This is a genomic window from Klebsiella sp. BIGb0132 (genome assembly GCF_024810075.1).
In the GTDB taxonomy this organism is placed as follows: Bacteria; Pseudomonadota; Gammaproteobacteria; order Enterobacterales; family Enterobacteriaceae; genus Klebsiella; species Klebsiella terrigena.
In genome coordinates, this window is record NZ_JANUDW010000003.1 from 138,105 (window position 1) to 156,804 (window position 18,700).

16 protein-coding genes are annotated in these 18,700 nt (G+C 57.4%); 12 read left to right on the forward strand and 4 right to left on the reverse strand.

All coding sequences use genetic code 11. The features are described from left to right. Positions 1-23: 23 nt before the first annotated feature. Positions 24-797, reverse strand: a complete 774-nt coding sequence (gene yaaA, locus M2416_RS12195; protein ID WP_123710165.1) for a peroxide stress protein YaaA — start codon at positions 795-797, stop codon at positions 24-26. Positions 798-874: 77 nt separating this feature from the next. Continuing rightward, positions 875-2,308 carry an alanine/glycine:cation symporter family protein gene (locus tag M2416_RS12200; RefSeq protein WP_259224179.1) on the reverse strand — a complete coding sequence of 478 codons (1,434 nt, stop codon included), beginning with the start codon at positions 2,306-2,308 and terminating at the stop codon, positions 875-877. A gap of 202 nt (positions 2,309-2,510) precedes the next feature. Between M2416_RS12200 and tal the strand changes: the two genes are divergently transcribed. The 3 genes from tal to M2416_RS12215 all read left to right on the forward strand — a co-directional run bounded on the left by tal (position 2,511) and on the right by M2416_RS12215 (position 5,594). Then, a complete protein-coding gene (gene tal, locus M2416_RS12205) occupies positions 2,511-3,464 on the forward strand; it encodes a transaldolase (RefSeq protein ID WP_045860032.1) in 954 nt (317 codons plus the stop codon). A 109-nt stretch (positions 3,465-3,573) separates the two neighbouring features. Next, on the forward strand, positions 3,574-4,161 hold the full coding sequence (gene mog, locus M2416_RS12210) for a molybdopterin adenylyltransferase (RefSeq protein WP_076946432.1): 588 nt from the start codon (positions 3,574-3,576) through the stop codon (positions 4,159-4,161). Between the two features lie 122 nt (positions 4,162-4,283). Next, the gene (locus tag M2416_RS12215) at positions 4,284-5,594 is read left to right on the forward strand and encodes an MFS transporter (protein ID WP_041143975.1); all 1,311 of its coding nucleotides are present in this window, start codon (positions 4,284-4,286) and stop codon (positions 5,592-5,594) included. 44 nt (positions 5,595-5,638) lie between these two features. Here M2416_RS12215 and satP read toward each other — a convergent pair whose 3' ends face one another. Then, positions 5,639-6,205 (reverse strand): acetate uptake transporter, encoded by a 567-nt coding sequence (gene satP, locus M2416_RS12220; RefSeq protein WP_041143976.1) that lies wholly within the window; start codon positions 6,203-6,205, stop codon positions 5,639-5,641. 523 nt (positions 6,206-6,728) lie between these two features. On the opposite strand from satP, the gene dnaK reads away from it, so the two are divergent. The 4 genes from dnaK to nhaR all read left to right on the forward strand — a co-directional run bounded on the left by dnaK (position 6,729) and on the right by nhaR (position 12,221). Next, positions 6,729-8,645 (forward strand): molecular chaperone DnaK, encoded by a 1,917-nt coding sequence (dnaK, locus tag M2416_RS12225; RefSeq protein ID WP_041143977.1) that lies wholly within the window; start codon positions 6,729-6,731, stop codon positions 8,643-8,645. Between the two features lie 87 nt (positions 8,646-8,732). Further along, entirely contained in the window at positions 8,733-9,869 is a 1,137-nt protein-coding gene (gene dnaJ, locus M2416_RS12230) for a molecular chaperone DnaJ (RefSeq protein ID WP_076946431.1), read from the forward strand. A 224-nt stretch (positions 9,870-10,093) separates the two neighbouring features. Next, positions 10,094-11,269, forward strand: a complete 1,176-nt coding sequence (gene nhaA, locus M2416_RS12235) for a Na+/H+ antiporter NhaA (protein ID WP_076946430.1) — start codon at positions 10,094-10,096, stop codon at positions 11,267-11,269. A gap of 52 nt (positions 11,270-11,321) precedes the next feature. Then, complete coding sequence (gene nhaR / locus M2416_RS12240; RefSeq protein WP_041143980.1) at positions 11,322-12,221, forward strand: transcriptional activator NhaR; 900 nt, start codon at positions 11,322-11,324, stop codon at positions 12,219-12,221. Between the two features lie 72 nt (positions 12,222-12,293). Here nhaR and rpsT read toward each other — a convergent pair whose 3' ends face one another. Next, the gene (rpsT, locus tag M2416_RS12245; RefSeq protein ID WP_003018940.1) at positions 12,294-12,557 is read right to left on the reverse strand and encodes a 30S ribosomal protein S20; all 264 of its coding nucleotides are present in this window, start codon (positions 12,555-12,557) and stop codon (positions 12,294-12,296) included. 330 nt (positions 12,558-12,887) lie between these two features. Between rpsT and ribF the strand changes: the two genes are divergently transcribed. The 5 genes from ribF to ispH all read left to right on the forward strand — a co-directional run bounded on the left by ribF (position 12,888) and on the right by ispH (position 18,695). Continuing rightward, complete coding sequence (gene ribF, locus M2416_RS12250) at positions 12,888-13,826, forward strand: bifunctional riboflavin kinase/FAD synthetase (protein ID WP_041143981.1); 939 nt, start codon at positions 12,888-12,890, stop codon at positions 13,824-13,826. A gap of 44 nt (positions 13,827-13,870) precedes the next feature. Further along, positions 13,871-16,687 carry an isoleucine--tRNA ligase gene (ileS, locus tag M2416_RS12255; protein ID WP_259224185.1) on the forward strand — a complete coding sequence of 939 codons (2,817 nt, stop codon included), beginning with the start codon at positions 13,871-13,873 and terminating at the stop codon, positions 16,685-16,687. Beyond that, positions 16,687-17,184, forward strand: coding sequence for a signal peptidase II (lspA, locus tag M2416_RS12260; RefSeq protein ID WP_041143982.1), 498 nt, complete (start codon positions 16,687-16,689; stop codon positions 17,182-17,184). The genes ileS and lspA overlap by 1 nt, the downstream gene beginning before the upstream one ends. A gap of 109 nt (positions 17,185-17,293) precedes the next feature. Further along, positions 17,294-17,743, forward strand: coding sequence for an FKBP-type peptidyl-prolyl cis-trans isomerase (fkpB, locus tag M2416_RS12265; protein WP_041143983.1), 450 nt, complete (start codon positions 17,294-17,296; stop codon positions 17,741-17,743). A 1-nt stretch (position 17,744) separates the two neighbouring features. Then, complete coding sequence (gene ispH, locus M2416_RS12270) at positions 17,745-18,695, forward strand: 4-hydroxy-3-methylbut-2-enyl diphosphate reductase (RefSeq protein WP_041143984.1); 951 nt, start codon at positions 17,745-17,747, stop codon at positions 18,693-18,695. Positions 18,696-18,700: the final 5 nt, after the last annotated feature.

Consider the following 18,700-nt stretch of genomic DNA (forward strand, 5'->3'; position numbering starts at 1 on the left):
CAGGTTAGCGGCCGGGAAGCGGGTTAGCGTTCGTGGCGTTTAAAGACCATCTCGCCTTTATCGGAAGCATCGGCGTCAAAGAAGTACCCGTCGCTGTCGAAGCGCGTGAGCTGCTCCGGCCGGGTTAAGCGGTTCTCAATGATATAGCGGCTCATCAAGCCGCGCGCTTTCTTGGCGTAGAAGCTGATCACCTTGAACTTGCCATTTTTCTCATCGAGGAACACCGGCTTAATAATCTGCCCCTGCAGCCGCTTCGTCTTGACCGACCGGAAGTATTCGTCGGAGGCGAGGTTAATCACCACGTCGTCGCCCTGGGCCTTCAGCGCCTGATTCAGCGTATCGGTAATTGTCTCATCCCAGAAGTGGTAGAGATCTTTGCCCTTCGCGTTTTCCAGCTTAATTCCCATCTCCAGACGATAGGGCTGCATCAGATCCAGCGGGCGCAGCACCCCGTACAGGCCGGAGAGCATGCGCAGATGCTGCTGGGCGAAATCGAAATCCGCCTCGTCGAAGGTTTCCGCCTGCAGCCCGGTGTAGACGTCGCCCTTAAAGGCCAGAATGGCCTGGCGGGCGTTTTTCGGCGTGAACTCGGGATGCCAGTCGTGAAAACGGGTGGCGTTCAGATCCGCCAGCTTATCGCTGATGCCCATCAGCTTGCCTATCTGCGGCGCTGAAAGCTGGCGCGCCACGCCGATAAGCTGTTGGGAATACTCCAGCAGCTCGGGCTGGGTGTAGCGCGTCGTCGCCAGCGGGCTTTGATAATCGAGCGTTTTAGCAGGTGAAATCAGAATCAGCATATCCAGTCCTTGCAGGAGATTTTCGGCGATTTTACCAAAAAAAGACCGCGGGGGGAGCGATAGCTGCGATTGCTGCGCTATTCGCGCGGCGGCCCGTCCCAGGTTCCCGGCGCCAGCTGCTGGCGAATTTCCGGATAGCGCGCGGCGTCAAACGTGGGCTGCACGCCGAGCCGTCGCTGGTGAAGATAGTCGCTGGCAAGCAGGCGTACCGTGGGTGACAGAAGAAGGATGGCCGTCAGGTTGGTAATGGCCATCAGCGCCATAATAATATCCGCCAGCCGCCAGACGACCGGGAGACTCATCATCGTTCCCGTTAAGACCATCAGGATGGTGATAATCCGCAGCGCCCAGATGCAGCGAGGACTGTTAAAACGCAGAAAAATCAGATTATTTTCAGCATAAATGTAGTTAGCCACGATGGAGCTAAAGGCAAAGAGCAGCACGATGACGGCGACAAAGCCGGCGCCCCAGCCGCCGACCAGCCCGCTCATCGCATGCTGAATGGCCTGAATACCGTTAGCGGCATCCTCTCCTCCGTGCGCGCGCGGTGCCAGCATGATAATCACCGCGCTGGCGGTGCAGATAACAACGGTATCAATAAAAACGCCAATCATCTGGACGATCCCCTGAGCCGCCGGGTGCGGAGGCCAGGAGGCGGCGGCCGCGGCGGCGTTAGGCGTTGAGCCCATCCCCGCTTCGTTAGAGAACATTCCGCGCTGAAAACCGCTGGTTAGCGCCTGGCTGATGGTATAGCCCACCGCGCCGGCGGCGGCTTCCTGCCAGCCGAACGCGCAGCGGAAAATGGTGTTAAAAATGGCCGGCAGGGCGGTGATGTGCCACAGGCCGATGAGCAGGCTGGCGGCGACCCACAGCACCGCCATCAGCGGGACGAACCATTGCAGGATCTTTGCCACGTTGCGCAAGCCGCGAACGATAACCAGCAGGGTGAGCGCCGCCAGCACGCCGCCGGTGATAACGCCGGGAAGATCGAAGGCGTAGGTCATCGCATGCGCTACCGAGTTGGCCTGGACGGTGTTAAAAATAACGCCATAGGCGAGCAGCAGCAGGATTGAAAACAGCACGCCCATCCAGCGCATCCCTAAGCCTCGGGACATATACCACGCGGGACCGCCGCGAAATTGCCCCTGCGCATCGCGTTCTTTGTAGAGCTGGGCAAGGGAGCATTCGGCGAAGCTGCTGGCCATCCCGAGCAGCGCAGAGACCCACATCCAGAAGACGGCGCCCGGACCGCCGGCGGCGATCGCCAGCGCGACGCCGGCCAGGTTGCCGCTGCCGACGCGGGCGGCCAGGCTGGTGCACAGGGCCTGAAAAGAGGTTAAGCCGTCGGGCTGGGGCAGGAGGCTTTTGCGCAAACTTTTCCCAAACTGGCTAACATAACGGAACTGAATGCATTTCGTCCGCCAGGTAAACCATACGCCGGCGCCCAGTAATAGATAAATCATTACCGAACCCCAGAGTATTTCATTGATAAATGAGAAAAAGTCAGGCATTAAGCATCCTCTTGTCCATGTTGGTAAGCTCGTGTAAGCGTTACCATTTTAGTGACAATCCTTTAACATTCAGAGAATTAATTCGTCCAGTTTATCACACTCTGCGCTCTTGCATGGTCCGCAGTTGCGCTGACCCGGCAGCGTGTTATCATCTTGGCAGACCGGTTACATCCCCTTAACTGCTGTTTAAGAGAACCCTATCATGACGGATAAATTGACTTCTCTGCGTCAGTACACCACTGTCGTAGCTGATACCGGAGATATTGCGGCAATGAAGCTGTATCAGCCTCAGGACGCCACGACTAACCCTTCTTTGATTCTTGGCGCTGCTCAGATCCCTGAGTACCGTAAGCTGATTGATGACGCTATCGTCTGGGCCCGCGCTCAGAGCAGCGATCGCGCGCAGCAGGTTATCGACGCTTCCGATAAGCTGGCGGTGAACATTGGTCTCGAAATCCTTAAGCTGATTCCAGGCCGTATTTCTACTGAAGTTGATGCCCGTCTCTCCTATGACACCACGGCATCCATCGCTAAAGCTAAACGCATCATCAAGCTGTACAACGATGCGGGCATCGGCAACGATCGCATTCTGATCAAACTGGCTTCTACCTGGCAGGGCATCTGCGCCGCCGAGCAGCTGGAAAAAGAAGGCATCAACTGTAACCTGACTCTGCTGTTCTCCTTCGCTCAGGCACGCGCCTGTGCGGAAGCGGGCGTATTCCTGATTTCGCCGTTCGTAGGCCGTATCCTCGACTGGTACAAAGCGAACACGGATAAGAAAGAGTATGCGCCGGCGGAAGATCCGGGCGTGGTTTCCGTCAGCGAAATCTACGAATACTACAAGCAGCACGGCTATGAAACCGTCGTAATGGGCGCAAGCTTCCGTAACGTCGGCGAAATCCTCGAGCTGGCCGGCTGTGACCGTCTGACCATCGCTCCGGCACTGCTGAAAGAGCTGGCAGAAAGCGAAGGCGCTATCGAACGTAAGCTGACCTTCAGCGGCGAAGTGAAAGCCCGTCCGGAACGCATCACCGAATCTCAGTTCCTGTGGCAGCACAACCAGGATCCGATGGCGGTAGATAAACTGGCGGAAGGTATCCGTAAGTTTGCTATCGACCAGGAAAAACTGGAAAAAATGATCGGCGATCTGCTGTAATCATTGCGCGTGGCCGGGTTCCCGGTCACGCTACTTCTTTTGAGCCCTGTCTGTATCTCCTCCCAGCGTGTATTATTCCGTCTAACTGCACTATTTGAACGGAATAACGATGAATACCTTACGAATCGGCTTAGTTTCCATCTCCGATCGCGCCTCCAGCGGCGTTTATCAGGATAAAGGCATCCCGGCACTTGAAGAGTGGCTGGCGCGTGCGCTGACGACCCCCTTTGAGCTCCAGACCCGCTTGATCCCCGATGAGCAGGTGATTATCGAGCAAACGCTGTGCGAGCTGGTGGACGAAATGGGCTGCCATCTGGTGTTAACTACCGGCGGTACCGGCCCTGCGCGACGAGACGTGACGCCGGATGCGACGCTGGCGGTTGCCGATCGCGTCATGCCGGGCTTTGGCGAGCAGATGCGTCAGGTGAGCCTGCACTTCGTCCCGACGGCTATTCTCTCCCGCCAGGTTGGGGTGATCCGTAAGCAGGCGCTGATCCTCAATCTGCCCGGTCAGCCGAAGGCGATTGAGGAAACCCTCGAAGGGGTCAAAGATGCCAATGGCCAGGTGCTGGTGCACGGCGTCTTTGCAAGTGTACCGTATTGTGTACAGTTGCTTGAGGGGCCTTATGTCGAGACTGCGCCGGAAGTGGTAGCGGCTTTTCGGCCAAAAAGCGCGAGACGCGAAAGTTTATCCTGAATTTGATGCTTTCCTGACATAACCTGTAATCCTGATGGTGTGCTGTTTTATTTACGATATAGTGTTTTTTACTTTACACGCTGCGTGATAACACCTACAAACCTCTGGATGAACAGCTCGTTATGTCACAACATACCCGACCTCTGAATCGACAAGACTATAAAACTCTGACGCTGGCCGCCCTTGGCGGGGCGCTGGAGTTTTACGACTTCATTATCTTCGTCTTCTTTGCCGCCGTTGTTGGCGAGCTCTTCTTCCCGGCCGATATTCCGGAGTGGCTGCGCCAGGTGCAGACCTTCGGCATTTTCGCCGCCGGCTATCTGGCGCGTCCTCTCGGCGGCATTATTATGGCCCACTTTGGCGATCTGGTCGGGCGCAAGAAAATGTTTACCTTGAGCATTTTACTGATGGCGCTGCCGACGCTGGCGATCGGCCTGCTGCCGACCTATGAATCGATGGGGATCGTTGCCCCGCTGCTGCTGCTGCTGATGCGCGTGCTGCAGGGCGCGGCGATTGGGGGGGAAGTCCCCGGCGCCTGGGTGTTTGTTGCGGAGCACGTGCCGGAGAAAAAAATCGGTATCGCCTGCGGCACGCTGACGGCGGGCTTAACCGTGGGGATCCTGCTGGGGTCGGTGGTGGCGACGCTGATTAATACCAGCCTGACGCCGCAGGGCATCCACGACGGCGGCTGGCGTATTCCTTTCCTGCTGGGCGGCGTGTTCGGCCTGGTGGCGATGTATTTACGCCGCTGGCTGCAGGAAACGCCGATATTCCTCGAGATGCAGCAGCGCAAAGCATTAGCCCAGGAGCTGCCGGTTAAATCGGTGGTGCTCAAGCATCAGAAGGCCGTCGTGGTTTCAATGCTGCTGACCTGGCTCCTGTCCGCGGGCGTGGTGGTAGTCATTTTGATGTCGCCGGTGTGGCTGCAAAAGCATTACGGCTTTGCCCCGGCGGTGACCCTGCAGGCGAACAGTATTGCGACGATTATGCTGTGTGTCGGCTGCCTTCTGGCAGGTCTGGCGGCCGATCGCTTTGGCGCCAGCCGGACTTTTATCGTCGGCAGCCTTCTGCTCGCGGTCTCAAGCTGGGCGTTCTACCACCTTTCCGGCACTTCGCCTGAACAGCTTTTCCTGCTGTACGGCACCGTTGGGCTGTGCGTTGGCGTAGTCGGAGCGGTGCCTTACGTGATGGTTCGCGCCTTCCCGGCGGAGGTGCGTTTTACCGGAATTTCATTCTCGTACAACGTCTCCTACGCCATTTTCGGCGGCCTGACGCCGATTGCCGTCACTATGCTGATGGGCGTGTCGCCGATGGCTCCGGCGTGGTACGTGCTGGCGCTGTCGCTGATGGGGCTGGGGTTGGGGATTTGGCTGCGTCAGGGGCTGGGGGGAAATAGCGCCGCCGCGGCTGGCGAACTGCAGCGCCTGCCTTAGCGTGACTGCTCAATACCCTCGCCGTAAGGCGAGGGTATCTTCTATCAATGAGGCGCGCCGATTGGCAGAACGGTGCGACCAAACTGCTCGTTGAGTACTTCACCCATCGCCAGATAAATCGCGCTACCGCCGCAGACTAAACCAATCCAGCCGGCGATTCTAACGATGCCTTCGTTATCGACCAGGTGACCAATTGCCAGCAGGGCAAACAGGACGGTCAGGCTGAGGAAGACGAACTGCAGCATCCGTGCGGCTTTCAGGGTACCGAAGAACATAAACAGCGTGAACACTCCCCACAGTCCGAGATACATGCCCAGGAAGTGCGCATTCGGCGCCTCTGCCAGGCCCATTTTCGGCATGAGAAGAATTGCGACCAACGTCAGCCAGAAGGCGCCGTAGGACGTAAAAGCGGTTAAACCAAAGGTGTTACCCTTTTTAAATTCCAGCAGGCCTGCGAAAATCTGCGCAATACCGCCGTAAAAAATGCCCATCGCCAGGATAGCTACATCAAACGCGAAAAGGCCGCTATTCGCCAGGTTAAGCAGAATAGTGGTCATGCCGAAGCCCATAAGGCCCAGCGGTGCCGGATTAGCCAACTTAGTGTTGCCCATAATTCCTCAAAATAATGATTAGAAAGGGAAGCATTACCCCGTCGCTCAGCGGTGGGGCGCGGCATAATAATGAGGAGTCGTCAGGCTGTCTATGATCTGGCGAGGTATTTTTCACCAATTTTACACACTCTCTAAACGATGTCGGGCATTTGCCCGAGGCCAGGCGGGCGAAGGCGTTCGTAAGACTATGATCCGTCGAGCTTCTGGTCTTTCAACGCGGTGGTGGACTCGCTAAGCAGAGTCATCGTTCCTTTACGGGGACCCCAGCGGATGAACGCCGTGAAGCGCGCTTTTTTGCCTCATATCGGCAAAACTCCCTCGCCGACGGCCGGCTTCGTGGGACGATGAAGATAAAATTTTTTTTGCCTTCCCCCTTGATGAAGCGGTGGACGACCCCATCTTGTAGTCAACCGCAGTGAATGAACCTGAAAAAAAAAGATGTTGGGCAGTTGAAACCGCACGTTTCGCCCTTATTACAGGTTCACAACCACATGTTGACTGAATTTTTAGTGGAGACGTTTAGATGGGTAAAATTATTGGTATCGACCTGGGTACTACCAACTCTTGTGTAGCGATTATGGATGGCACTACTGCTCGCGTGCTGGAAAACGCCGAAGGCGATCGCACCACGCCTTCTATCATTGCTTATACCCAGGATGGTGAAACTCTGGTTGGTCAGCCGGCTAAACGTCAGGCAGTGACAAACCCGCAAAACACCCTGTTTGCGATTAAACGCCTGATTGGTCGCCGCTTCCAGGATGAAGAAGTTCAGCGTGACGTTTCTATCATGCCGTACAAAATCGTTGCCGCAGACAATGGCGACGCATGGCTTGATGTGAAAGGTACCCGCACCGCACCGCCGCAGATCTCTGCTGAAGTGCTGAAGAAAATGAAGAAAACCGCGGAAGATTACCTGGGTGAGCCGGTCACTGAAGCCGTTATCACCGTACCTGCATACTTCAACGATGCTCAGCGTCAGGCGACGAAAGACGCCGGTCGTATCGCGGGTCTGGAAGTTAAGCGTATCATCAACGAACCAACCGCAGCCGCGCTGGCTTACGGTCTGGATAAAGAAGTCGGCAACCGTACTATCGCGGTTTACGACCTCGGCGGTGGTACCTTCGATATCTCTATTATCGAAATCGACGAAGTTGACGGCGAGAAAACCTTCGAAGTTCTGGCAACCAACGGTGATACCCACCTGGGTGGCGAAGACTTCGATAGCCGTATGATCAACTACCTCGTTGATGAGTTTAAGAAAGATCAGGGCATTGACCTGCGTAACGACCCGCTGGCCATGCAGCGCCTGAAAGAAGCGGCAGAAAAAGCGAAAATCGAGCTTTCTTCCGCTCAGCAGACCGACGTGAATCTGCCGTACATCACCGCAGATGCTACCGGTCCGAAACACATGAACATTAAAGTGACCCGTGCGAAGCTGGAAAGCCTGGTTGAAGACCTGGTTAACCGCTCTATCGAGCCGCTGAAAGTTGCGCTGCAGGATGCTGGCCTGTCCGTATCCGACGTTCAGGACGTTATCCTGGTCGGTGGTCAGACTCGTATGCCGATGGTGCAGAAGAAAGTTGCCGAGTTCTTTGGTAAAGAGCCGCGTAAAGACGTTAACCCGGATGAAGCTGTTGCTATCGGCGCAGCGGTTCAGGGCGGCGTACTGACTGGTGAAGTTAAAGACGTTCTGCTGCTCGACGTTACCCCGCTGTCGCTGGGTATCGAAACCATGGGCGGCGTGATGACTGCGCTGATCAACAAGAACACCACTATCCCGACCAAGCACAGCCAGGTGTTCTCGACGGCGGAAGATAACCAGTCTGCGGTAACTATCCACGTGATTCAGGGTGAGCGTAAACGCGCCTCCGATAACAAATCACTGGGTCAGTTTAACCTCGACGGCATCAACCCGGCACCGCGCGGCATGCCGCAGATCGAAGTGACCTTCGATATCGATGCCGATGGTATCCTGCACGTCTCCGCGAAAGATAAAAACAGCGGTAAAGAGCAGAAAATCACCATTAAAGCGTCTTCCGGTCTGAACGAAGAAGAAATCGCTAAAATGGTCCGTGAAGCAGAAGCGAACGCGGAATCTGACCGTAAGTTCGAAGAGCTGGTTCAGACCCGCAACCAGGGCGACCATCTGCTGCACAGCACGCGTAAGCAGGTTGAAGAAGCGGGCGACAAGCTGCCGGCTGACGACAAAACGGCTATCGAGTCTGCGCTGACCGCGCTGGAAACTTCCCTGAAAGGTGAAGACAAAGCCGATATCGAAGCGAAAATGCAGGCGCTGGCCCAGGCTTCCCAGAAGCTGATGGAGATTGCCCAGCAGCAGCATGCTCAGCAGCAGGCTGGCGGTGCTGAAGCTTCCGAAAGCAACGCGAAAGACGACGATGTCGTTGACGCTGAGTTTGAAGAAGTGAAAGACAAAAAATAATCGCCCTTTGAACGGGTAAAACACTGGCACGGGCGAAGAGGTTTCCTCTCCGCCCGTGCACGCATGTTAAGGGGCTGAAAAACACCAATGGCAAAGCAAGATTATTACGAGATTTTAGGCGTTTCCAAAACAGCGGAAGAGCGTGAAATCAAAAAGGCGTACAAGCGCCTGGCCATGAAATATCACCCGGACCGCAACCAGGGCGATAAAGAGGCCGAAGCTAAATTTAAAGAAATCAAAGAAGCCTACGAGATCCTGACGGATGCCCAGAAGCGTGCGGCCTACGATCAGTACGGCCACGCCGCGTTTGAGCAGGGCGGCATGGGCGGCGGCGGCGGTGGTTTCGGCGGCGGCGCGGATTTCAGCGATATCTTTGGCGATGTTTTTGGCGATATCTTCGGCGGTGGCCGCGGTCGTCAGCGCGCGTCGCGCGGGGCTGACCTGCGCTACAACATGGATCTGACGCTGGAAGAAGCGGTTCGCGGCGTAACGAAAGAGATCCGCATCCCGACGCTGGAAGAGTGCGACGTCTGCCACGGCAGCGGCGCGAAATCTGGCAGCAAGCCGCAGACCTGTCCGACCTGTCACGGCGCCGGCCAGGTGCAGATGCGCCAGGGCTTCTTCGCCGTTCAGCAGACCTGTCCGCACTGTCAGGGACGCGGTACGCTGATCAAAGACCCGTGCAATAAATGCCACGGTCACGGTCGCGTAGAGAAAACCAAAACGCTGTCGGTTAAAATCCCGGCAGGCGTAGACACCGGCGATCGCATTCGTCTGTCTGGCGAAGGTGAAGCAGGCGATCACGGCGCTCCGGCCGGCGATCTGTACGTTCAGGTCCAGGTGAAGCAGCACGCCATCTTTGAGCGCGAAGGCAATAACCTGTACTGCGAAGTGCCGATTAACTTCACCATGGCGGCGCTGGGCGGCGAGATTGAAGTCCCGACCCTGGACGGCCGCGTGAATCTGAAGGTGCCTGGCGAAACGCAGACCGGCAAGCTGTTCCGCATGCGTGGTAAAGGCGTCAAGTCCGTACGCGGCGGCGCGCAGGGCGATCTGCTGTGCCGCGTGGTGGTTGAGACGCCGGTTGGCCTCAACGACAAGCAGCGGCAGCTGTTGAAAGAACTTCAGGAAAGCTTCGGTGGCCCGACGGGTGAGAACAACAGCCCGCGCTCTAAAAGCTTCTTTGACGGCGTGAAGAAATTCTTCGATGATTTGACCCGCTAATCATCATGCCGTGTAAAAAGCCACTTTATCGCGAAGTGGCTTTTTTATTTCTCGCCGTCTCTCCGTTAATGCTGCCTGAATTTCTCGATCGGACCCTTTTCTGACCCTTCTCTTCTCATTTCGTAAAAACCGATCGACAGAGCAATAATAAACTTGTTTTTTCGAGCTGTTATGGCGATTAGAATAGTTTAAACGATGAATAATCCTGATAGAGAGAATAAAAAGTGAAACATCTGCAGCGTTTTTTAAGTAGCGATGCTTCCGGGGGCATAATCCTCATTTTTGCCGCCGTGCTGGCGATGCTGTTGGCGAATACCGATGCCACCAGCGGTCTGTATCACTCCTTTTTGGAAACGCCCGTTCAGCTGCGCGTTGGCGCGCTGGAAATCAACAAGAACATGCTGCTGTGGATTAACGACGCGCTGATGGCCGTCTTCTTCCTGCTGATCGGCCTCGAAGTGAAGCGCGAGATGATGCAAGGGGCGCTGGCCAGCCGTCGCCAGGCGGTGTTCCCCGTGCTGGCCGCCCTGGGCGGGATGATCGTCCCGGCGCTTATCTACCTTGCGTTTAACGCCCAGGACCCGATTGCCAGAGGGGGCTGGGCGATCCCGGCGGCAACCGATATTGCGTTCGCGCTGGGCGTGCTGGCGCTGCTCGGCAGCCGCGTGCCTGTGGCGCTGAAGATTTTCCTGATGGCGCTGGCGATCATTGATGACCTGGGCGCGATCGTTATTATCGCGCTGTTCTACACCAACGACCTTTCCGTGCTGTCGCTCGCGGTGGCGGCGGGGGCCATTGGGGTGCTGGCGCTGCTGAACCTGAGCGGGGTGCGGCGCACCGGTATCTATATTCTGGTCGGCGCCGTGCTGTGGACCGCGGTGCTGAAGTCCGGGGTTCACGCCACCTTAGCGGGGGTCATTGTCGGCTTTATGATCCCGCTGAAGGAGCAGGATGGCAAATCGCCGGCGAAGGAGCTTGAGCACGTTCTGCACCCGTGGGTTGCCTGGCTTATCCTGCCGCTCTTCGCCTTTGCTAATGCGGGCGTCTCGCTGCAAGGGGTAACGCTGGAGGGACTGACGTCGCTGCTGCCGCTGGGGATTATTGCCGGGCTGTTTATTGGCAAGCCGCTGGGGATCGGCCTGTTCTGCTGGCTGGCGCTGAAGCTGAAGTGGGCTTCGCTGCCGGAAGGGACTCATTTCCCGCAGATTATGGCGGTCGGCGTGCTCTGCGGGATCGGTTTTACGATGTCGATTTTTATCGCCAGCCTGGCGTTTGCCAGCACTGACCCCGGCTTAATCAACTGGGCCAAGCTTGGCATTCTGATCGGCTCGGTGCTATCGGCCGTCAGCGGATATATGCTGCTGCGCAAGCGCATAACGGTTCCCGCCCGCTCGGCGTAATACTTTCGGAGAGCCTGCAGAGGCTCTCCAGGACATTATCAGGGAGAGAAGCATGTCGCATATTAACTACAACCATCTGTACTACTTCTGGCACGTCTACAAGGAAGGCTCCGTGGTCGGGGCGGCGGAAGCGCTGTTTCTGACGCCGCAGACCATCACCGGACAAATTAAAGCGCTTGAAGAGCGCCTGCAGGGGAAGCTTTTTAAGCGTAAGGGCAGGGGGCTGGAGCCGAGCGAGCTGGGCGAGCTGGTGTTCCGCTATGCCGACCGCATGTTCACGCTAAGCCAGGAGATGCTGGATATCGTCAACTACCGCAAGGAGTCGAATTTGCTGTTCGACGTTGGCGTGGCGGATGCGCTGTCGAAGCGGCTGGTGAGCGGCGTGCTGGATGCGGCGGTGGTTGAGGATGAGCAGATCCACCTGCGCTGCTTTGAATCGACCCACGAGATGCTGCTGGAGCAGCTGAGCCAGCATAAGCTCGATATGATTATCTCCGACTGCCCCATCGACTCAACCCAGCAGGAGGGGCTGTTTTCGGTGCGCATCGGCGAATGCAGCGTGAGCTTCTGGTGCATGAATCCACCGCCGGAGAAGCCGTTTCCCGCCTGCCTTGAGGAGCGTCGCCTGCTGATCCCCGGCCGGCGTTCGATGCTTGGCCGCAAGCTGCTGAACTGGTTTAATTCGCAGGGGCTCAAGGTTGAGATCCTCGGGGAGTTTGATGACGCGGCGCTGATGAAGGCGTTCGGCGCCGCGCACAACGCGATTTTTGTCGCGCCAACGCTCTACGCGCATGATTTCTACCACGACGAGTCGATAATTGAGATTGGCCGGATGGAGAACGTGATGGAGGAGTATCACGCCATCTTTGCCGAGCGCATGATCCAGCATCCGGCGGTACAGCGTATCTGTAACCGCGACTACTCGGCGCTCTTCACCTCGCCGCCGCGCTGACGGGCGGCAGATTTCAGGCATAAAAAAACCCGCTTTCGCGGGTTTTTCTACAAAGCGATAACAACCAGGCGATTAAGCCAGTTTGTTGATCTGAGCGGTCAGGTTTGCTTTATGACGCGCAGCTTTGTTTTTGTGGATCAGACCTTTAGCAGCCTGACGGTCCACGATCGGTTGCATTTCGTTAAATGCTTTCAGTGCAGTAGCTTTGTCGCCAGCTTCGATGGCTGCGTATACTTTCTTGATGAAAGTACGCATCATAGAGCGACGGCTAGCGTTGTGCTTGCGGGCCTTTTCAGACTGAACGGCGCGCTTCTTAGCTGATTTGATATTAGCCAAGGTCCAACTCCCAAATGTGTTCTATATGGACAATTCAAAGGCCGAGGAGAATGCCCGTTTAGCCTTCTTTTGTCAATGGATTTGTGCAAATAAGCGGCGCTTAAAACAACGACGCTTTATTACGTAGTGATGGCGCAAGATTCTACCAGCTTGTTGCGGGCGAATACAGCCTTTCCACCATAAAAATCGACGGGCTCGCGTAGTTTTCCCCGCGTTCCAGCGCTGAGTTGATGAATTCTCGGGATCTTTCAACGAAGAGGTGCAATCGCTGGTTAACGTCGCCAGTTGTACAAGGTATACTCGGACGATTTTCACTGTTTTGAGCCAGACATGAAGCTGATACGCGGCATACATAATCTCAGCCAGGCCCCGCACGGGTGCGTGCTGACCATTGGTAATTTTGACGGTGTGCACCGCGGGCATCAGGCGCTGCTGCAGCGCTTGCGCGCAGAGGGCCGCCAGCGTGGCTTACCGGTGGTAGTGATGATTTTCGAACCGCAGCCGCTGGAGCTGTTTGCCGCCGATAAGGCGCCTGCACGCCTGACGCGCCTGCGTGAAAAGCTGCGCTATTTGGCTGAAAGCGGCGTCGACTACGTGCTGTGCGTGCGGTTCGACCGACGCTTTGCCGCCCTGACCGCTCAGGACTTTATCAGCGAGCTGCTGGTCCGCCGCCTGGGCGTGCAGTTCCTCGCCGTGGGCGATGATTTCCGCTTTGGCGCTGGTCGTCAGGGGGATTTCTTGTTATTACAGAAAGCCGGGGTGGAGTTTGGGTTCGATATCACCAGCACCCAGACCTTCTGTGAAGGCGGCGTCCGCATCAGCAGCACCGCGGTGCGGCAGGCGCTGGCGGATGACGATCTTGTCCTTGCTGAAACGCTGCTGGGCCATCCGTTTACCATCTCCGGGCGCGTGGTGCACGGCGATGAGCTGGGGCGCACCATTGGCTTCCCGACGGCGAACTTACCGCTACGTCGTCAGGTTTCCCCGGTTAAAGGGGTCTATGCGGTAGAAGTAACGGGGCTTGGCGACAAACCTTTGCCGGGTGTCGCCAATATTGGCACTCGCCCAACGGTCGCCGGCGTCCGTCAACAGCTGGAAGTGCATCTGCTGGACGTTGTAATGGACCTCTACGGTCGCCATATAGATGTAATACTGCGTAAAAAAATACGTAACGAACAGCGGTTTGCGTCGCTCGATGAGCTGAAGGCGCAAATTGCACGTGATGAGTTAACGGCCCGCGAGCTTTTTGGGCTGACCAGGCAGGCATAAACCTGTTGGTGTTTATCAAACCGAAATACGGAACCGAGAATCTGATGAGTGACTATAAATCCACCCTGAATTTGCCGGAAACAGGGTTCCCGATGCGTGGCGATCTCGCCAAACGCGAACCGGGAATGCTGGCGCGTTGGACCGATGATGATCTGTACGGCATCATCCGTGCGGCGAAAAAAGGCAAAAAAACCTTCATTCTGCATGATGGCCCTCCTTATGCGAATGGCAGCATTCATATTGGTCACTCGGTTAACAAGATTCTGAAAGACATTATCGTTAAGTCCAAAGGGCTGACGGGCTATGATTCTCCCTACGTGCCGGGCTGGGACTGCCACGGTCTGCCGATCGAGCTGAAAGTGGAGCAGGAGTTCGGCAAACCGGGTGAGAAGTTCACCGCCGCCGAGTTCCGTGCCAAGTGCCGCGAATATGCCGCGACCCAGGTTGAAGGCCAGCGTAAAGACTTTATCCGTCTTGGCGTGCTGGGCGACTGGTCGCGTCCGTACCTGACTATGGACTTCAAAACCGAAGCCAATATCATCCGCGCGCTGGGTAAAATCATCGGCAACGGCCACCTGCACAAAGGCGCGAAGCCGGTGCACTGGTGCGTAGACTGCCGCTCCGCGCTGGCGGAAGCGGAAGTTGAGTATTACGACAAAACCTCTCCCTCTATCGACGTGGCGTTCCACGCCGTCGATAAAGCGGCGGTGCTGGCGAAGTTCGGCATTGCCGACGTCAGCGGTCCGGTCTCCCTGGTTATCTGGACCACCACCCCGTGGACCCTGCCGGCTAACCGCGCGATCTCCCTGTCGCCGGAGTTCGACTATGCGCTGGTGCAGGTTGACGGCCAGGCGCTGATCCTGGCGAAAGACCTGGTTGAAAGCGTCATGAAGCGTACGGGCGTTGCGGATTACACCATCCTCGCGGTGGTCAACGGCGCAGAGCTGGAGCTGATGCGCTTTAATCATCCGTTCCTCGACTTCGACGTTCCGGCGATCCTCGGCGACCACGTTACCCTCGATGCGGGTACCGGCGCGGTGCATACTGCCGGCGGCCACGGCCCTGACGACTACACCATCAGCCAGAAATATGGCCTGGAAATCGCCAATCCGGTCGGCCCTGACGGCGCCTACCTGCCGGGAACCTATCCGTCGCTGGACGGCATCAACGTCTTCAAGGCCAACGACATTATCGTTGAGCTGCTGCGTGAAAGCGGCGCGCTGCTGCACGTTGAAAAAATGCAGCACAGCTATCCGTGCTGCTGGCGCCACAAGTCGCCGATCATCTTCCGCGCCACGCCGCAGTGGTTCGTCAGCATGGATCAGAAAGGCCTGCGCGCGCAGTCGCTAAAAGAGATTAAAGGCGTGCAGTGGATCCCGGACTGGGGCCAGGCGCGTATCGAATCGATGGTGGCTAACCGCCCTGACTGGTGTATCTCCCGTCAGCGTACCTGGGGCGTTCCGATGTCCCTGTTCGTGCATAAAGAGACCCAGGAGCTGCATCCGCGCACCCTGGAGCTGATGGAAGAAGTGGCTAAGCGCGTTGAGGTTGACGGTATTCAGGCGTGGTGGGATCTCGACTCCCGCGACATCCTCGGTGCCGATGCCGACAGCTACGAGAAAGTGCCGGATACCCTCGACGTGTGGTTCGACTCCGGCTCTACCCACTCCTCGGTGGTTGACGTACGCCCGGAGTTTTCCGGTCACGCCGCCGATATGTATCTGGAAGGTTCCGACCAGCACCGCGGCTGGTTCATGTCCTCGCTGATGATCTCCACGGCGATGAAGGGCAAAGCGCCGTATCGCCAGGTGCTGACCCACGGCTTTACCGTTGATGGCCAGGGCCGCAAGATGTCCAAATCCATCGGTAATACCGTCTCTCCGCAGGATGTAATGAACAAGCTGGGCGCGGATATCCTGCGCCTGTGGGTGGCTTCCACCGACTATACCGGCGAAATGGCGGTCTCCGATGAGATCCTCAAACGCGCCGCCGACAGCTATCGTCGTATCCGTAACACCGCGCGCTTCCTGCTGGCGAACCTTAACGGCTTCGACCCGCTGACCGACATGGTGAAACCGGAAGAGATGGTGGTGCTCGATCGCTGGGCGGTGAGCTGCGCGAAAGCGGCGCAGGACGATATCCTCAAAGCCTACGAGTCCTACGACTTCCATGAAGTGGTGCAGCGCCTGATGCGCTTCTGCTCCATCGAAATGGGATCGTTCTACCTCGACATCATCAAAGACCGCCAGTACACCGCGAAAGCGGACAGCGTGGCGCGTCGCAGCTGCCAGACCGCGCTGTTCCACATCGTGGAAGCGCTGGTGCGCTGGATGGCGCCGATCATGTCCTTCACCGCCGACGAAATCTGGGGCTACCTGCCGGGTTCCCGCGAGAAATACGTCTTTACCGGTGAGTGGTATGAAGGCCTGTTCGGCCTGGCCGACGATGAAGCGATGAACGACGGCTTCTGGGATGAACTGCTGAAGGTGCGCGGTGAAGTGAACAAGGTTATCGAACAGGCTCGTGCTGACAAGCTGGTGGGCGGCTCTCTTGAGGCGGCGGTCACGCTGTATGCGGATAGCGAGCTGGCAACCAAGCTGAACGCGCTGGGCGACGAGCTGCGCTTTGTCCTGTTAACCTCAGGGGCGAAAGTGGCCGATTACGCACAGGCGCCGGCTGATGCCTGGCAGAGCGAACTGCTGAAGGGTCTGCGGGTTGTGCTGAGCAAAGCGGAAGGCGATAAGTGCCCACGCTGCTGGCACTACACCAGCGACGTCGGCAAGGTGGCGGAACACGCGGAAATCTGCGGTCGCTGTGTCAGCAACGTCGCCGGTGACGGCGAACAACGTAAGTTTGCCTGATGAGTAAATCTGTCTGTTCAACCGGGCTACGCTGGCTGTGGGTCGTCGTCGCCGTGCTGATTATCGATCTGGGCAGCAAATTCCTGATCCTCCAGAACTTTGCTCTGGGGGATACGGTAGCGCTGTTCCCATCGCTGAACCTGCACTATGCGCGCAACTACGGCGCGGCTTTTAGCTTCCTCGCCGATAGCGGCGGCTGGCAGCGCTGGTTCTTTGCGGGGATTGCCCTCGGCATCTGCGTGATTCTGACGGTGCTGATGTACCGCTCGAAGGCGACGCAGAAGCTCAATAACATCGCCTACGCGCTGATTATTGGCGGGGCGTTAGGCAACCTGTTCGACCGGCTGTGGCACGGTTTTGTCGTCGATATGATTGATTTCTACGTCGGTGAGTGGCATTTCGCCACCTTCAACCTGGCCGATACCGCCATCTGTATCGGCGCGGCGCTGATTGTGCTGGAAGGCTTTTTGCCCGGCGCTGCGAAGAAAACCGCGTAATCCCTGCCGGGTGGCGTTTACGCCGGCCCGGCCTACATTATAAGCGTACCCCGCCAGCGGTCTTGCCGCCAGGCGGGGTAAACGCAGAACCAACTTAGAGCAAACCTGCATGTCAAACTCTGTACAGAGCAACAGCGGGGTGCTGGTGCACTTCACGCTGAAACTTGATGATGGCTCCACCGCGGAGTCTACGCGCAATAACGGCAAGCCGGCGCTGTTCCGTCTTGGTGACGCTTCGCTCACCGAGGGGCTCGAGCAGCACCTGCTGGGGCTGAAGGCGGGGGATAAAACCAACTTCTCCCTCGAGCCTGATGCCGCGTTTGGCGTACCCAGCCCGGACCTGATTCAGTACTTCTCCCGCCGCGAGTTTATCGATGCGGGCGAGCCGGAAATTGGCGCAATTATGCTCTTTACCGCAATGGATGGCAGCGAAATGCCCGGCGTGATTCGGGAAGTTAACGGCGATTCGATCACCGTTGATTTCAACCATCCGCTGGCCGGGCGCACCGTTCATTTTGATATTGAAGTGCTGGAAGTCGATCCGGCGCTGGAGGAGTAAAATGCAGATCCTGTTGGCTAACCCGCGCGGCTTCTGCGCCGGCGTTGACCGCGCTATCAGCATTGTCGAAAACGCGCTGACGCTGTATGGCGCGCCGATCTATGTTCGTCATGAAGTGGTGCATAACCGCTATGTGGTCGATAGCCTGCGCAAGCGCGGCGCTATTTTTATCGAGCAAATCAGCGAAGTGCCGGACGGCGCGATCCTGATTTTCTCCGCCCACGGCGTCTCTCAGGCGGTACGCAACGAGGCGAAAAGCCGCGATCTGACGGTTTTCGATGCCACCTGTCCGCTGGTGACCAAGGTCCATATGGAGGTGGCTCGCGCCAGCCGCCGCGGCGAAGAGTCGATTCTGATCGGTCACGCCGGTCACCCGGAAGTTGAGGGGACGATGGGCCAGTACAGCAACCCGCAGGGTGGCATGTACCTGGTGGAGTCGCCGGACGACGTCTGGACGCTGGAAGTGAAAAACGACGCCAGGCTGTCGTTTATGACTCAGACCACGCTCTCCGTTGATGACACCTCTGACGTCATTGACGCGCTGCGCCAGCGCTTCCCGAAAATCGTCGGGCCGCGTAAAGACGATATTTGCTACGCCACCACTAACCGTCAGGAAGCGGTACGCGCGCTGGCGGAGCAGGCGGACGTAGTGCTGGTGGTGGGGTCGAAGAACTCCTCCAACTCCAACCGTCTGGCCGAACTCGCGCAGCGCATGGGGAAAGCGGCGTATCTGATCGATGATGCGGCCGATATCCAGGAGCCGTGGGTCAAAGCGGCCAAATGCGTGGGCGTGACCGCCGGCGCATCGGCGCCGGATATCCTGGTGCAGAACGTGATTGCTCGCCTGCAGGAGCTGGGCGGCGGCGACGCGGTGCCGCTGGAAGGGCGCGAAGAGAACATCGTCTTTGAAGTGCCGAAAGAGCTGCGGGTTGACGTCCGTGAAGTAGAATAAGTTCT

What these genes read in the sequence shown, in the direction of transcription:
- yaaA (WP_123710165.1), bottom strand. Translation starts at nt 797, where the DNA reads ATGCTGATTCTGATTTCACCTGCTAAAACGCTCGATTATCAAAGCCCG.
- M2416_RS12200 (WP_259224179.1), bottom strand. Translation starts at nt 2,308, where the DNA reads ATGCCTGACTTTTTCTCATTTATCAATGAAATACTCTGGGGTTCGGTA.
- tal (WP_045860032.1), top strand. Translation starts at nt 2,511, where the DNA reads ATGACGGATAAATTGACTTCTCTGCGTCAGTACACCACTGTCGTAGCT.
- mog (WP_076946432.1), top strand. Translation starts at nt 3,574, where the DNA reads ATGAATACCTTACGAATCGGCTTAGTTTCCATCTCCGATCGCGCCTCC.
- M2416_RS12215 (WP_041143975.1), top strand. Translation starts at nt 4,284, where the DNA reads ATGTCACAACATACCCGACCTCTGAATCGACAAGACTATAAAACTCTG.
- satP (WP_041143976.1), bottom strand. Translation starts at nt 6,205, where the DNA reads ATGGGCAACACTAAGTTGGCTAATCCGGCACCGCTGGGCCTTATGGGC.
- dnaK (WP_041143977.1), top strand. Translation starts at nt 6,729, where the DNA reads ATGGGTAAAATTATTGGTATCGACCTGGGTACTACCAACTCTTGTGTA.
- dnaJ (WP_076946431.1), top strand. Translation starts at nt 8,733, where the DNA reads ATGGCAAAGCAAGATTATTACGAGATTTTAGGCGTTTCCAAAACAGCG.
- nhaR (WP_041143980.1), top strand. Translation starts at nt 11,322, where the DNA reads ATGTCGCATATTAACTACAACCATCTGTACTACTTCTGGCACGTCTAC.
- ribF (WP_041143981.1), top strand. Translation starts at nt 12,888, where the DNA reads ATGAAGCTGATACGCGGCATACATAATCTCAGCCAGGCCCCGCACGGG.
- ileS (WP_259224185.1), top strand. Translation starts at nt 13,871, where the DNA reads ATGAGTGACTATAAATCCACCCTGAATTTGCCGGAAACAGGGTTCCCG.
- lspA (WP_041143982.1), top strand. Translation starts at nt 16,687, where the DNA reads ATGAGTAAATCTGTCTGTTCAACCGGGCTACGCTGGCTGTGGGTCGTC.
- fkpB (WP_041143983.1), top strand. Translation starts at nt 17,294, where the DNA reads ATGTCAAACTCTGTACAGAGCAACAGCGGGGTGCTGGTGCACTTCACG.
- ispH (WP_041143984.1), top strand. Translation starts at nt 17,745, where the DNA reads ATGCAGATCCTGTTGGCTAACCCGCGCGGCTTCTGCGCCGGCGTTGAC.